Raw genomic sequence first — 15,161 nt, 5'->3', positions numbered from 1 at the left:
ACCGACAAGATCCGGGCACGGTCGGCCACGACGAAAGGCTGGGTGAACGCATGACCCCCGATTCACAGCAGGAGCCGGACGCCGCGGGCGGGCTGGCGGCGCTCCTGCACGGCCGCGGCACGCTCCTGGAGCGGATGGGCATCGAGGTGACGCACGCCGACGCCGATCAGGTCACGGCGAGCATGCCGGTCGAGGGCAACACCCAGCCGTACGGGTTGCTGCACGGCGGGGCGTCGGCGGTGCTCGCGGAGACCGTCGGCTCGGTCGCGGCCGCGCTGCACGCCGGCCGCGACCGGATCGCCGTGGGCGTCGACCTCAACTGCACCCACCATCGAGCGGTGCGAGCAGGGCGCGTGCACGCGGTGGCCGAGCCGCTGCACCGCGGCGGGTCGGTCGCGACCTACGCCATCGCCATCACCGACGACGACGGCGCCGCGGTGTGCTCGTCCCGGCTCACGTGCCTGCTGCGCCCGGCGAACGGGGCGAATCAGAAGGAGCGGCAGACGGAGAAGCAGCAGGAACGGACGCCGGCTCAGCCGGAGTAGGCGCTCTCCTGCCGGCGGCCGCGGGCGCGCAGGGAGCGCCGCCGGTTGATCATGAGGTTCTCCAACGGCGACGCCTCCATGCCCCGCAGCCGACGCATGAGCAGGCTGGTCGGCGCGATCCGGCGGGTCACCTGCGGGGCGAAACCCAGCCGGGCGAAGATGCGGTTCGCCTCGCGGGCCTGGTTCGGCAGCGACGCGGTCACGTGGTCGGCCCCGCACCGTTGGGCGCGGGCCCCGACGGCCAGCAGCAGCGACCGGGCGACGCCGCGGCGCCGGGATCCGGGCAGCACGAAGAGCTCCTCGACCGCCATCGAGGGCGTGTCGAGCAGAATCGACGTGGCCTGGTCGTAGACCCAGGCGTAGCCGACGGCCTCGCCGCCGGAGAGGGCCAGGAAGACGACGACGCCGTCGCGGTGGGCGGCCCGCTCCAGGCGGCCCTCGAGCACGGCCCGCTGCGCGGCTTCGCGCGAGAGACCGGCGTCGTGACGACGCTCCACCCACAGGTGGGCGAACGCGTCGAACAGCTCGTCCGTGAGGGGCGAGACCGTCACTGCAGACGCAGGGGAATGCATGATCAGCTCCGATCCGAACGGTGCAGGGGGTCACCGCGACGCCGACTGTACGTCACGAACCTCGCGGTCCGAGGGTGGGGTCCGGTCGGCCGCACGCGGTCCGGCCCTGGGGAGAGGCGGAGCGGGCGCCGACGACCTCGAAAGCCGCTGATCGTGCGTTCAGGTCGACGCCCCGAGCATATGGGCGCGGGCCCGGCAGCGGAAGGAAACGCACCACCTGGTTCATCGGAGGGCTCGGGCACGGGGCCCGGGCCAGATGCGGGTCAGCGCTTGCCGGGGAGACCGTTGATGACGGCCTCGGCGACCTCACGCATGCCGAGGCGGCGATCCATCGCCGTCTTCTGGATCCAGCGGAACGCGTCGGGCTCGCTGAGCTTGAGCTGCGTCATCAGCACGCCCTTGGCGCGGTCGACGGCCTTGCGGGTCTCGAGGCGCTCGCCGAGGTCGGCGATCTCCGCTTCCAGGGAACGCATCTCGTCCCAGCGCGAGCGGGCGATGTCGAGCGCCGGGCGCAGGTCGTCGATGGTGAACGGCTTGACGACGTAGGCCATGACCCCGGCGTCGCGGGCGCGCTCGACGAGGTCCTTGTCGCTGAAGGCCGTGAGCATGACCACCGGGGCCAGGTGCTCCTTGCCGACGATCTGCGCGGCGCTGATGCCGTCGAGCACGGGCATCTTGACGTCCATGACGACGAGGTCGGGGCGGTGTTCGCGGATGAGTTCGACGGCCTGCTGCCCGTCCGGGGCCTGACCGACGACCTGGTAGCCGGCGTCTTCGAGCATCTCGGCGAGGTCGAGACGGATGAGGGCCTCGTCCTCGGCGACGACCACCCGCAGCCCGGCACCCTCACTGGTCGCGGCCGACTCCTCGGGTGCCGTCGGCGTGCCCGGAGCCGGCGGCCCGGCGGCGGAGGCGGTGTCCGCGGGTTCGGGGGTCACCGGAGCCGCGCCGGCGGCCGGGGTGTCGGGCGCCTTCGGCGTGTCGGGCGCCTTCGGCGTGGCCGGGGTCTTCTTGGCGGCCTTCTTGGCCGTCTTGCGGGCCGGCTTGGCGGCCTCGTCCGCCTTCGTCCCGCGGCTGACGCGCCCGCCGCGCGCGGTCGGCGCCGGCGAGGGCTGGTCGGCACCGAGCGGTGTGCTGCCGTTCGGCTCGTTCTCCGCAGGGGTTTGCGCGTTGGTCACGATGCCAAGCCTAAGCGTCGATGGCACCGGCCGATCAAGCGGGCTGGCCAAGAGGGCCCGTGACTTTCGCGCGAAGAACGCGCCCGCCGGGAGCCCGAATCGCCCCGCGGATCCCCGCCGAATGCTAATCCCGGCACGTCGCCCGTGTCGGCGGGCGTCGTGCCGGGATCGTTCAGCTGTGCCGGGAGCGGGACTTGAACCCGCACGACCGTGAGGTCAGAGCATTTTGAGTGCCCCGTGTCTGCCATTCCACCACCCCGGCGGGCGGCTGGTGCGCCGTGCCGAGCATAACCCGGCAAGCGCACCGACCGATTCCACGTTTCTCAGGTGCCCAGCACCCCGACGCGGTGCACCTGCAGCATGTTCGTCGTGCCGCTCACCCCGGCCGACGTGCCGGCCACGATGACGACCACGTCACCCTCGGTGCAGCCGCCGTACGACTGCAGCACCTCGTCGGTGCCGGTCACAAGGTCACGCACGTCCTTGACGTCGGGCACGTCGAACGTCTGGATGCCCCACGTGAGCGCGAGCCGCCGCCGGGTCTGCGGGTCCTGGGAGAACGCGAGCATGGGCAGGGCGGGGCGGACCCGCGACATGCGGCGCGCGGAGTCACCGGACGTCGTGAACACGACGAGGTACTTCGCGTGCAGCGCCTCCCCGATCTGGGCGGCGGCGCGGGTGACGGCACCGCCGGTCGTCGACGGCTGGGTCGTCAGGCCGCGGATGCGGGCCAGACCGTGATCCTCGGTGTTCTCGATGATCCGGGCCATCGTCTTCACGGCGATGATCGGCCAAGCGCCCACCGAGGTCTCCCCGGACAGCATGATCGCGTCGGTTCCGTCGAGCACGGCGTTCGCGCAGTCGCTGGCCTCCGCGCGGGTCGGGCGGGGGTTCTCGATCATCGACTCCAACACCTGGGTGGCGACGATCACCGGCTTGGCCTGGCTGCGGGCGAGTTCGATAGCGCGCTTCTGCACCAGCGGCACCTCTTCGAGCGGCATCTCCACCCCGAGGTCGCCGCGGGCCACCATGATGCCGTCGAACGCGCGCACGATCTCGTAGAGGTTGGCGACGGCCTGCGGCTTCTCGATCTTCGCCACGACGGGGCGGCGGATGCCCTCCTCGTCCATGATCTCGTGGCAGCGGTCGATGTCGCGGGCGTCCCGCACGAACGACAAGGCGATGAAGTCGGCGCCCTCGCGCAGCCCCCAGCGCAGGTCTTCCTCGTCCTTCTCGGACAGGGCCGGCACGCTGACGGCGACGCCGGGCAGGTTGATGCCCTTGTTGTTGGAGACGACGCCGCCCTCGACGACCTCGGTGATCACGTCGGTGTCGGTGACCTCGAGGGCGCGCAGGGCGATCTTGCCGTCGTCGATGAGGAGGCTGTCACCCGGGCGCACGTCACCGGGCAGGCCCTTGAACGTGGTGCCCACGCGCTCCTTGTTGCCGTCGACCTCGTTGATGGTGATCGTGAACCGGTCGCCGACGGCGAGATTGACCGGGCCGCCGGAGAAGCGGGTGGTGCGGATCTTGGGGCCCTGCAGGTCGACGAGCACGGCGACCGCGCGGCCGCTGGCCTCGCTGGCCTCGCGGACCCACTGGATCTGCTGGGCGTGCTCCTCCTGGCTGCCGTGGGAGCGGTTGATCCGGGCGACATCCATGCCCGCATCGACGAGCTGACGGATGGCCTCCGGGGTGGCCACTGCCGGCCCCAGAGTGCTGACGATCTTGGCGCGACGCATGGGCTCCAGTCTATGGCCCCCGGCCCGCTCGGGCCGCATCGAGGGTGCTCCGTCGCTCGCTCCAACTGCGCTGGCTGCCACGATTCAGAAACCTGCTGGAAAACAGCGTGTGACGGCACGGCAACGGCCCCGCTGCGTCGCACCGGGGCCGTTGCCGACCAGCTGTCACGCCGTCGCGCAGAGCACAATTGCGCAACGTCGAGCCGCGGGTCAGACCACCAGCGGCCGTTCGGTCGGGGAGATCGGACGGGGCAGCGTCGAGGAGCCGGTGAGCCACGCGTCCACGCCTTGCGCGGCACTGCGGCCCTCGGCAATGGCCCACACGATGAGCGACTGACCGCGGCCGGCGTCGCCGGCGACGAACACGCCGGGCTGGCTCGTCATGAAGTTCTCGTCGCGCCGGATGTTGCCGCGCTCGTCGAGCTCGACCCCCAGCTGCTCGACGAGGCCCTCACGCTGCGGCCCGAGGAAGCCCATGGCGAGCAGCACGAGCTGCGCCGGGATGACCCGCTCGGTGCCCTCGACCTCGGTGAACGTGCCGTTCTCGAAGGCCACCTCGACCAGTCGCAAACCGCTGACCTTGCCGTGCTCGTCGCCGAGGATCTCCTTGGTGCTCGCGGCGTAGACCCGCTCGCCGCCCTCCTCGTGCGCGCTTGCGACGCGGAACAGCATGGGGTACGTGGGCCACGGCTGCCCGGGGGCGCGCTCCTCCCCCGGCCGCGGCATGATCTCCAGCGACGTCACCGACCGGGCGCCCTGACGGTGGGCCGTGCCGATGCAGTCGGCTCCGGTGTCACCGCCTCCGATGACGACGACGTCCTTGTCGGTGGCGACGATCTGGTCGGGCACGCTCTGGCCGAGCGAGACCCGGTTCGACTGCGGCAGGTAGGTCATGGACTGCACGACCCCGTCGAGGTCGGAGCCGGGCACGTTCAGCCCACGCGGCACCGTCGACCCGATCGCGAGCACGACCGCGTCGTAGCGGCGCCGCAGCTGCGCGCCGGTCACCTCGGTGCCGACGTCGACGCCGCTGCGGAAGCGGGTGCCCTCGGCGCGCATCTGCGCGAGGCGCCGGTCGAGCACGTGCTTCTCCATCTTGAACTCCGGGATGCCGTAGCGCAGCAGGCCGCCCGGCTTGTCGGCGCGCTCGAAGACCGCGACGGTGTGCCCGCTGCGGGTCAGCTGCTGGGCCGTGGCCAGACCCGCCGGCCCGGAGCCGATGACGGCGACGGTGCGGCCGTTGAGCCGCTCCGGCGGCACCGGCACGACCCGGCCGTCGTCGAAGGCGCGCTCGATGGTCGTCACCTCGACCTGCTTGATCGTCACCGGCGGCTGGTTGATGCCGAGCACGCACGACGTCTCGCACGGCGCTGGGCACAGCCGCCCGGTGAACTCCGGAAAGTTGTTCGTCGCGTGCAGCCGCTCGATCGCGTCGGGCCAGCGGCCCTGCCAGGCGAAGTTGTTCCACTCCGGGATGAGGTTGCCCAGCGGGCAGCCGGAGTGACAGAACGGGATGCCGCAGTCCATGCAGCGGCCCGCCTGCTGCCGCAGTTCCTCGACGGGCTGCGGCTCGTAGACCTCGTTCCAGTCCTTGATGCGCACGGGCACGGGACGGCGGGCGGGCAGTTCCCGCTCGCGGTTCTTGAGAAAGCCTCGGGGGTCAGCCACGGGATGCCTCCATGATCCGGTTCCACACCTGGTTGCCGTCGAGATCCAGGCCCTCGTCGGCGGCCGCGGCCCGCACGTCGAGCACCCGCTGGTAGTCGCGCGGCAGCACGAGGCTGATGCGCTGGCTCTGCTCGGGCCAGTCGGCCAGCAGCGTGGCCGCGACCGCGGAGCCGGTCTCGTCGGCGTGCTTGCGCAGCAGGGTCGCCACGACGTCGAGGTCGGTCGGCCGCAGCGGCAGCACGTCGACCAGCTCGGTGTTGACCCGTTCGCTGATGATGTCTAGCACGTAGGCGACGCCGCCGGACATGCCGGCCGCGAAGTTGCGCCCGATCCGGCCGAGCACGAGGGCCGTGCCGCCGGTCATGTACTCGCAGCCGTGGTCGCCGACGCCCTCGACGACCGCGGTCGCGCCGGAGTTGCGCACGCAGAAGCGCTCGCCCACCTGGCCGCGCAGGAAGATCTCGCCGCTCGTCGCGCCATAGGCGACGACGTTGCCGGCGATGACGTTGGCCTCCGCGAGCACCGGGGAGACGCCCGACGGCCGGACGACGACGCGCCCGCCCGACAGTCCCTTGCCGGTGTAGTCGTTGGCCTCGCCGACGAGTCGCAGCGTGACACCGCGCGGCAGGAACGCGCCGAACGACTGCCCGGCCTGCCCGGTCAGCGTCACGTCGATCGTGTCGTCGGGCAGCCCGTCGGGGTGGGCCTTCGTGACGTGGTGCCCGAGCATCGTGCCGACCGTGCGGTTGACGTTGCGCACGCCCGTCTCGATCGTCACCTTTTCGCCGCGCTCGATGGCCGGGGCCGCCTGCGCGATGAGCTCGTTGTCGAGCGCCTTGTCGAGCGAGTGGTCCTGCTCCTTCGAGCAGTAGCGCGTCTGGGAGTCGGTCGGCACGGCCTCCGCGAAGATCGGCGACAGGTCGAGCCCCGACGCCTTCCAGTGCTCGATCGCGGCGCCCTTGCGCAGGATCGACGTGTGGCCGACGGCCTCCTCGATCGAGCGGAAGCCGAGCTCGGCGAGCAGCTCGCGCACCTCGGTGGCGATGTACTCGAAGAACGTCTCGACGAACTCGGGCTTGCCGGAGAAGCGGGCCCGCAACTCGGGGTTCTGCGTGGCGACGCCCACCGGGCACGTGTCGAGGTGGCAGACGCGCATCATCACGCAGCCGGAGACGACCAGCGGCGCGGTCGCGAAACCGAACTCCTCGGCGCCCAGCAGCGCGGCGATGACGACGTCGCGGCCGGTCTTGAGCTGCCCGTCGGTCTGCACGACGATGCGGTCGCGCAGCCCGTTGAGGATGAGCGTCTGCTGGGTCTCGGCCAGCCCCAGCTCCCACGGTCCGCCGGCGTGCTTGAGCGACGTCAGCGGCGAAGCACCGGTGCCGCCGTCGTGCCCGGAGATGAGCACGACGTCGGCGTGGGCCTTGCTCACGCCGGTCGCGACCGTGCCGACGCCGACCTCGGAGACGAGCTTGACGTGCACGCGCGCCGCCGGGTTGGCGTTCTTCAGGTCGTGGATCAGCTGGGCCAGGTCCTCGATCGAGTAGATGTCGTGGTGCGGCGGCGGGCTGATGAGCCCGACTCCCGGCGTGGAGTGCCGGGTGCGCGCCACCCACGGGTACACCTTCGGGCCGGGCAGCTGGCCGCCCTCGCCGGGCTTGGCGCCCTGGGCCATCTTGATCTGGATGTCGTCGCTGTGCGTCAGGTACAGGCTCGTCACGCCGAACCGGCCGGAGGCGACCTGCTTGATCGCGCTGCGCCGCTCCGGGTCCAGGAGCCGCTCGGGGTCCTCGCCGCCCTCGCCGGTGTTGGAGCGCCCGCCGAGGTGGTTCATCGCGATCGCGAGGGTCTCGTGGGCCTCCTTGGAGATCGACCCGTAGCTCATCGCGCCGGTGTTGAACCGCTTGACGATCTCGCTGACAGGCTCGACTTCCTCGAGCGGGATGCTCGGCCGGTCGGAGTCGAACTCGAACAGCCCGCGCAGCGTCATGAGCCGGTGGGACTGGTCGTTCACCCGCTGGGTGTACTGCTTGAAGATGTCGTAGCGGCGGTTGCGCGTGCTGTGCTGCAGGCGGAAGACCGTCTCCGGGTCGAACAGGTGCGGCTCGCCCTCGCGGCGCCACTGGTACTCGCCGCCGATGTTGAGCACGCGGTGGCTGGGGCTGATGCCGTCCTTGGGGAAGGCCTGCGCGTGCCGGGCCGCGACGTCGGCCGCGATCGACTCCAGCCCGACGCCGCCGAGCCGGCTCGTCGTGCCCGTGAAGTAGGCGTCGACGACCTCCTTGCTCAGGCCCACACACTCGAAGACCTGCGCGCTGCGGTAGCTGGAGACGGCGCTGATGCCCATCTTCGACATGACCTTGAGCACGCCCTTGCCGAGCGCCTTGATGAGGTTGGCGACCGCCTTCTCGGCGGTGACCTCGGTGATGCCGCGCCGGCGCACCAGGTCTTCGACGGTCTCCATCGCCAGGTACGGGTTGACCGCGCCCGCGCCGTAGCCGATGAGCAGCGCCACGTGGTGCACCTCGCGCACGTCACCGGCCTCGACGACCAGGCCGACGCGGGTGCGCTGCTTGGTGCGGATGAGGTGGTGCTGCACCGCGGCCGTGAGCAGCAGCGACGGGATCGGCGCGTGGTCGGCGTCGGAGTCGCGGTCGGAGAGCACGATGTACTCGGCGCCCCGGCCGATCGCCGCGGAGACCTCCTTGAAGATCATCTCAAGGCGCGACTTCATGGCCCGGGCCCCGCCGGCCACCTCGTACAGACCGGACACGACGACGGTGCGGGCCGGGCCGTCGGTCTCGCCGAAGTCGTCCTCGTCGATGTGCACGATCTTCGCGAGCTCGTCGTTGTCGATGACCGGGAACGGCAGCACGATCTGGCCGCAGTGACCCGGACCGGGGTCGAGGATGTTGAACTCCGGGCCGAGCGAGGTGCCCAGGCTCGTGACGAGCTCCTCGCGGATGGCGTCCAGCGGCGGGTTCGTCACCTGCGCGAACAGCTGGCTGAAGTAGTCGAAGAGCAGCCGGGGACGGGCCGAGAGCACCGCGATCGGCGTGTCCGTGCCCATCGAGCCGAGCGCCTCACCGCCCGTGCGGGCCATCGGCGACAGGATGATCCGCAGCTCCTCCTGGGTGTACCCGAAGGTCTGCTGGCGGCGCGCCACCGACGAGGGCGTGTGCAGGATGTGCTCGCGCTCGGGCAGCTCGTCGAAGCGCACCTTGCCGGCCTTCAGCCACTCCTCGTAGGGGTGCTCCCCCGCGAGCTCCGACTTGATCTCGTCGTCCTCGATGAGGCGGCCCGCCTGCGTGTCGACGAGGAACATGCGGCCCGGCTTGAGCCGGCCGCGGCGCACGATGTGCTCGTCGTCGATCGGCAGCACGCCCGCCTCCGAGGCGAGCACGACGAGGCCGTCGTCGGTGACCCACCAGCGTCCGGGGCGCAGCCCGTTGCGGTCGAGCACCGCGCCGACGAGGGAGCCGTCGGTGAACGCGACGCAGGCGGGTCCGTCCCAGGGCTCCATGAACGAGCCGTGGAACTCGTAGAACGCGCGACGGGCCGGACTCATCTCGGCGTGGTTCTCCCACGCCTCGGGGATCATCATGAGCACCGCGTGCGGCAGCGACCGGCCGCCCAGGTGCAGCAGCTCGAGCACCTCGTCGAAGGTCGCGGAGTCGGAGGCACCCGGGGTACAGATCGGGAACAGCCGCTCGATGTCGCCGGGGATGACGTCGGAGACCATGAGCGACTCGCGCGCGTGCATCCAGTTGCGGTTGCCGCGCACGGTGTTGATCTCGCCGTTGTGGGCGATGAGGCGGTACGGGTGCGCCAGCGGCCAGCTGGGGAACGTGTTCGTCGAGAAGCGGGAGTGGACGAGGGCCAGTTCGGTGGCCATCCGCTCGTCGAGCAGATCGGGGTAGAACTCCGAGAGCTGATCGGTCGTCAACATGCCCTTGTACACGTGGGTACGCGCGGACAGCGACGGGAAGTAGACGTCGGCGTCCTTCTCCGCGCGCTTGCGGGCGCAGAAGGTGAGCCGCTCGAGGTCGAGGCCGCGCACCGACTCGTCGACGGGGGCGACGAACAGCTGGGCGAAGTACGGCATGACGTCGCGCGCCATGTCGCCGACGAGGTCGCGGTCGACGGGCACCTCGCGCCAACCGAGCACCCGCAGGTTCTCCTCGCCGACGACGCGCTCGACCGACTCGACGGCGGCGGCCCGCGCGGCCTCGTCCATCGGCAGGAAGGCCATGCCCGCGGCGTACCCGCCGGCGGCCGGCAACTCGACGCCCTGCTCGGTCATGACATCGCGGAAGAACGCGTCGGGGGTCTGGATGAGGATGCCGGCGCCGTCGCCGACCCGAGGGTCGGCGCCGGTGGCACCGCGGTGGTCGAGGTTGCGCAGCGCGGTGAGGGCGTGCTCGACGATGTCGTGACCGGCCGTTCCGCGCAGCGTGGCGACCATCGCGACACCACACGCGTCATGCTCGAAGGCCGGGTCGTACAGGCCCTGGGCCGCGGGCTGGGACGTGAAGAGGGGGCCGGGCATCGGCAACCACCGTCCTTATCGACTATGAAGAGCAGCGCCGGTGAAGGGTCACCGGCACCGGGCGCAAGACGACGGCGGCCGCGCGAGTACGCACAGAATACTCACGGCCGCGCGCCGCCGAACACGCAGACTTTCAGATGCTGATACGGCTGTCTCAGCGTGGCGGGAGGCCGGTCACCCGCTCAGCGGTCGCTGACATCGGTCTCGGCCCACCGTGCGGTGCGGGGAGGTGCGGTGGCGTCATCCTGCCAGCACCCCGAGACGGCGCTTACACCACCCCGTCGCCGACGCCGCTTCGCCGCTCGGGTTTTTCGCGTTGCCCCAGCTCAGGCTGCGCCCGTTCGGCGCGCTCCCGACGGCGCAGGCCGACCAGCAGCGCGGCGCCGCCGAGGAAGACGACCACCGAGGTCCACACGTTGAGGCGCAACCCGAACACGTGGTTCGCCTCGTCGATGCGCACGTTCTCGATGACCCCGCGGCCGAGGGTGTAGAGCATGAGGTACCAGGCGATGAGGGCGCCGCGCGGCTGCCGGGTGCGGCGCTCGATGAGCACGATGACGGCGGCCGCGAACAGGCACCACAGCGCCTCGTAGAGGAACGTCGGGTGGAACGTGCCGAGGACGACGGGGCTGCCGGCGGCGTCGCGCACCGCCTGGCCCGTCGCGTGGTTCCACGCGTGGATCTGCAGCCCCCACGGCAGGTCGGTCGGGCCGCCGTACAACTCGTTGTTGAACCAGTTGCCGAGCCGGCCGACGGCCTGCGCGACGAGCAGCGGCGGGGCGACCGCGTCGGCGAGGTCGCGCACCGGCACGCCGTAGCGGCGGCAGGCGATGATCGCGCCCACCGCGCCCAGCGCCACCGCGCCCCAGATCCCCAGGCCGCCCTGCCAGATCTTCAGCGCGTCAACGGGATTCCCGCCCGGTCCGAAGTACGGCTGGTAGGAGGAGACGACGTGGTACAGCCGCCCCCCGACGATGCCGAACGGCACCGCCCACATCGCGAGGTCGAGCACCTGCCCGGGTTGGCCACCGCGCGCATCGAGCCGTTTCTGGGTCCACCAGACCGCGACGACGATGCCCGCGAGGATGCACAGCGCGTAGGCCCGGATCGGCACCGGCCCGAGGTACCAGACGCCCTGCGCCGGGCTCGGGATCTGCGCCGGCAGCGCCGGCAGGCTCGCGAGGATCATCGGCCGGCCGGGATCACTTGCCGGCCGCGAGGACCTTGGTGCGGAAGTCCTCGGCGGAGGAGACCTGCTGCTCGTCGAGCTTGAAGTCCTTGCCGTTGACGCGGAAGCTCGGCGTGCTCGTGATGCCGTCACGGGCCGTGGCCTCCTCGACCCGCTGGAAGTACGCCTCGTACTTCTTCTGCGCGGTGCACTGCTGCCACGTGGTCAGCGCCTGCCCGCTCAGGCCCGCGGAGCCGGCGAACTGCTGCAGCTGCTCGTCGGTCCAGCCCTGTCCCTCCTGCGCGGGCGGGTTGCCGTAGACCTGGTCGTGGTACGCCTGGAAGTGCCCGGCGTCGTCGGCGCAGGCCGCGCCGATGCTCGCCCGCATCGAGGCGTCGTTGCGCAGGTTGGCGTCGAGGAACGTCTTGATGTGGTAAACGACCTGCACCTCACCGGCGTCGGCCATCTGCTTGATCGTCGGGCCGAGGGCCCGCTCGATCTGCTGGCACGCCGGGCACTGGAAGTCCTCGTAGATGTCCAGCCGCGGGGTGTTCTGCTGCACCTTGTCGGCGTTGACCGAGATGCCGCCCTCGGCACCGGTGGCGCTCGGCGGGTAGTCGGCGCTGCCGGAGGGGGCCGGGGACGCGTCGGGGGCGCTCGAACGGCTGCCGAAGAAGACCGCCGCGCCCAGGGCCAGCAGGGTCACCAGCACCACCGTGACGATGAGCACCGGCCGCGCCTTGCTGGGTTTCGGGCCGGCGGCGTCGATCTTCGCCTGCCGGCTGCTGCGGTCGGCCTTCGACTGGTGGTCGGAGGTCATGTCGGGCTCCTCGTGCGTTCGAACTGGATGCTGTTGGGATCAGAGACGACTCGTGTCGACAACCATTGTGCGCGGCCGAGCCTTCGCCATCGCTCAGGCTCCGCCCGCGAGGCGGGAGTCGAGCGCGAACGCCGAGCGAGGACGCGCGACGAGCCAGACCCCGAGCGCGGCCAGGCCCAGGTCGCGGGCCAGGTCGAGACCGTAGGTCGTCTCCGACTCCCCCACCTGGCCGCCGCCGCCGAAGCAGCCGCAGTCGATCGTCAGCCCCCGCGCCCAGGCCGAGGCGATCCCGACGACGAACGCGGCCATGAGCAGCGTGCCGACGATCGCCGCGGGGCGCGTGAACAGCCCGACGACGAGCAGGGCCCCGACGATGATCTCGATGACCGGCAGGGCGTAGCCGATGTACGCGGCGACGTCGAACGGGAAGATCTGGTAGGCCTGCACGGCCCGCGCGGAGACGAGCGGTGAGGTGACCTTGAGGCCGCCGGCGACGATGAGCACGCCACCGAGCACGAGCCGCGCGACCAGACCGATCCAGTCGGCCGGGGCGTACCCGAGCAACCGACGGCCACCTCGGCCACCTCCTCGGCCACCTCCCTGGCCGCCCGGGGGTGCCTCCAGCGTCGCGCTCCGGCTCATCGTGGTGTCCGTCCCTCCTCGACCCCCGCGCGCAACTCGCGCGCTCCGGCGCGCAGGCTAGTCAGCGCCGCTGAGAACGGCCTGGACGGGTCCAGGGCCTTGACCAGCGCGGATCCGACGATCACGCCGTCCGCGAAGGCCGCCACCTGGGCGGCCTGCTCGCGGTTGGAGACACCCAGGCCCACGCAGATCGGCAGGTGCGACTCGTCGGTCGCCTCCCGGACCCGCGCGACGAGCGCCCCCGCCGCCTCCCCGACGCTCGTGCGCTCGCCGGTGACGCCCATGAGCGAGGCCGCGTACACGAAGCCGCGGCACACGCTCGTCGTCATCGCGATGCGGTCGGTGGTGCTGCTCGGGGCGAGCAGGAAGATCGGGCACAGCCCGTGGGCGTCGGCGGCGCTCAGCCACGCGCCCGCCTCGTCCGGGATGAGGTCCGGGGTGATGATGCCGCTGCCGCCCGCGGCCGCCAGGTCGGCGGCGAACCGGTCGACCCCGTAGGCGAGGATCGGGTTCCAATAGCTCATGACGACCGCCGCGCCACCGGCGTCGGTGACGGCCCGGACCGCCCGGAAGACGTCACGCAGCCGCACCCCGTTCGCCAGGGCGTGCTGCGCGGCGGCCTGGATGACCGGTCCGTCCATCAGCGGGTCGCTGTAGGGAAAGCCGACCTCGACGATGTCGACGCCGGATTCCACGAGCGCCGTCATCGCCTCCAGCGAACCCTCGACGCTCGGGTAGCCGACGGGCAGGTAGCCGATGAGCGCGGCGCGGCCCTGCTCCTTCGTGGCCGCCAGCACGTCTTCGATGCGCGTCATGCTCCGCTCCCCGCCGAGTCCTCGACGGGCTCGGCCGCCTTCTTCTTCTCCGCCTCGACGAGGTCGTCGCCGTCGATGAGACCGAACCAGCGGGCGGCGGTGTCGACGTCCTTGTCGCCGCGGCCGGAGAGGTTGACGAGCACGACCGCCTCGTCGCCGAGCTCGCGGCCGACCTGCAGCGCCCCGGCCAGGGCGTGGCTCGACTCGATGGCCGGGATGATGCCCTCGGTGCGGCACAGCAGCCGGAACGCCTCCATCGCCTCGTCGTCGCTGATCGGGCGGTATTCGGCGCGGCCGGTGTCGTGCAGGTAGGCGTGCTCGGGCCCGACGCTGGGGTAGTCCAGCCCCGCGGAGACCGAGTGCGACTCGACGGTCTGCCCGTCGTCGTCCTGCAGCAGGTAGCTCGCGGCGCCGTGCAGCACGCCGGGGGTGCCGCCGGAGAAGCGCGCGGCGTGCCGGCCGGAGTCGACGCCCTCGCCGCCGGCCTCGAAGCCGTACAGCCGCACCTGCTCGAACGGCACGAACGCGTGGAAGATGCCCATCGCGTTGGAGCCGCCGCCGACGCACGCGCACACCGCGTCCGGAAGCGCGCCGATCTCGGACATGAGCTGGGCGCGGGCCTCGTCGCCGATGATCCGGTGGAAGTTGCGCACCATCTCCGGGAACGGGTGCGGGCCGGTGACGGTGCCGATGACGTAGTGAGTGGTTGACACATTCGTCACCCAGTCGCGCATCGCCTCGTTGATCGCGTCCTTGAGGGTGCGGCTGCCGTTGGTCACCGGGACGACCTGCGCGCCGAGCAGCCGCATGCGGGCGACGTTGAGCGCCTGGCGCTGCGTGTCGCGCTCCCCCATGTAGACGACGCACTCCAGCCCCATGAGCGCGGCGGCGGTGGCGGTCGCGACGCCGTGCTGACCGGCTCCGGTCTCGGCGATGACGCGGGTCTTGCCCATCCGCTTGGTCAGCAGCGCCTGGCCGAGCACGTTGTTGATCTTGTGGGAACCGGTGTGGTTGAGGTCCTCGCGCTTGAGGAAGATCCGCGCTCCCCCGGCGTGTTCGGCGAACCGCGGCACCTCGGTGAGCAGGCTCGGGCGGCCGGTGTAGGTCAGGTGCAAGCGGGTGAGTTCGGCGGTGAACTCCGGGTCGTACTCGGCCTTGAGGCGGGCCTCGTCGAGCTCGTCGAGGGCGGCCACGAGGGCCTCGGGCACGTACCGCCCGCCGAACTCCCCGAAGCGGCCGATGCCGGGCCGGGCCGCGTCACCGAGGCGCTGCGCCAACTCCTGCGGGCCCAACGGGTGAGTGTCTGCGGAGTCGGTTGTGTCAGATGAGTGCGTCATTGCGGCGCGTTCGCCTCCGCTGTCTGTCGGGCTTGTCGGGGTTGTTGGGCTGCCGGGCTTGCTTGTTTGCTGGTGGCCCCGTCAGGGCTTGGCGCCCTGCCGCACCGCGGGATGGGCGCCCGCGG

Annotated in this window: 11 protein-coding genes and 1 tRNA gene; 1 reads left to right on the top strand and 11 read right to left on the bottom strand. The window is 71.5% G+C overall.

Features of this window, described 5'->3' with window-relative positions:
* Positions 1 to 50: 50 nt before the first annotated feature.
* Entirely contained in the window at positions 51 to 545 is a 495-nt protein-coding gene (locus PINTE_RS01645; RefSeq protein WP_084343091.1) for a PaaI family thioesterase, read from the top strand.
* On the opposite strand, the gene PINTE_RS01640 is transcribed toward PINTE_RS01645, so the two are convergent.
* The 11 genes from PINTE_RS01640 to trpB all read right to left on the bottom strand — a co-directional run bounded on the left by PINTE_RS01640 (position 533) and on the right by trpB (position 15,036).
* A complete protein-coding gene (locus PINTE_RS01640) occupies positions 533 to 1,096 on the bottom strand; it encodes a GNAT family N-acetyltransferase (RefSeq protein ID WP_068425318.1) in 564 nt (187 codons plus the stop codon). The two genes, PINTE_RS01645 and PINTE_RS01640, sit on opposite strands and share 13 nt — an antisense overlap.
* A 284-nt stretch (positions 1,097 to 1,380) precedes the next feature.
* Entirely contained in the window at positions 1,381 to 2,055 is a 675-nt protein-coding gene (locus tag PINTE_RS01635) for an ANTAR domain-containing response regulator (RefSeq protein ID WP_084343089.1), read from the bottom strand.
* A gap of 419 nt (positions 2,056 to 2,474) precedes the next feature.
* A tRNA-Leu gene (locus PINTE_RS01630) sits at positions 2,475 to 2,557 on the bottom strand.
* A 61-nt stretch (positions 2,558 to 2,618) separates the two neighbouring features.
* A complete protein-coding gene (gene pyk / locus PINTE_RS01625) occupies positions 2,619 to 4,037 on the bottom strand; it encodes a pyruvate kinase (RefSeq protein ID WP_068425316.1) in 1,419 nt (472 codons plus the stop codon).
* Positions 4,038 to 4,247: 210 nt separating this feature from the next.
* Positions 4,248 to 5,705 carry a glutamate synthase subunit beta gene (locus PINTE_RS01620; RefSeq protein WP_068425312.1) on the bottom strand — a complete coding sequence of 486 codons (1,458 nt, stop codon included), beginning with the start codon at positions 5,703 to 5,705 and terminating at the stop codon, positions 4,248 to 4,250.
* The gene (gene gltB / locus PINTE_RS01615) at positions 5,698 to 10,254 is read right to left on the bottom strand and encodes a glutamate synthase large subunit (RefSeq protein WP_068425310.1); all 4,557 of its coding nucleotides are present in this window, start codon (positions 10,252 to 10,254) and stop codon (positions 5,698 to 5,700) included. The genes PINTE_RS01620 and gltB overlap by 8 nt, the downstream gene beginning before the upstream one ends.
* A 268-nt stretch (positions 10,255 to 10,522) precedes the next feature.
* Positions 10,523 to 11,443, bottom strand: a complete 921-nt coding sequence (gene lgt / locus PINTE_RS01610; protein ID WP_068425306.1) for a prolipoprotein diacylglyceryl transferase — start codon at positions 11,441 to 11,443, stop codon at positions 10,523 to 10,525.
* Positions 11,444 to 11,456: 13 nt separating this feature from the next.
* Positions 11,457 to 12,242, bottom strand: coding sequence for a DsbA family protein (locus tag PINTE_RS01605; protein WP_068425303.1), 786 nt, complete (start codon positions 12,240 to 12,242; stop codon positions 11,457 to 11,459).
* A 93-nt stretch (positions 12,243 to 12,335) separates the two neighbouring features.
* Entirely contained in the window at positions 12,336 to 12,806 is a 471-nt protein-coding gene (locus tag PINTE_RS01600) for a DoxX family protein (RefSeq protein WP_068425299.1), read from the bottom strand.
* Between the two features lie 74 nt (positions 12,807 to 12,880).
* Positions 12,881 to 13,699 (bottom strand): tryptophan synthase subunit alpha, encoded by an 819-nt coding sequence (gene trpA, locus PINTE_RS01595; protein ID WP_068425297.1) that lies wholly within the window; start codon positions 13,697 to 13,699, stop codon positions 12,881 to 12,883.
* Entirely contained in the window at positions 13,696 to 15,036 is a 1,341-nt protein-coding gene (trpB, locus tag PINTE_RS01590; protein ID WP_373280130.1) for a tryptophan synthase subunit beta, read from the bottom strand. The genes trpA and trpB overlap by 4 nt, the downstream gene beginning before the upstream one ends.
* Positions 15,037 to 15,161: the final 125 nt, after the last annotated feature.

It is taken from the genome of Piscicoccus intestinalis NBRC 104926 (assembly GCF_001515525.1).
GTDB classification, from domain to species: domain Bacteria; phylum Actinomycetota; class Actinomycetes; order Actinomycetales; family Dermatophilaceae; genus Kineosphaera; species Kineosphaera intestinalis.
Note: the sequence above shows the minus strand (reverse complement) of the source record. Positions and strands in the feature narration are given on the sequence as shown.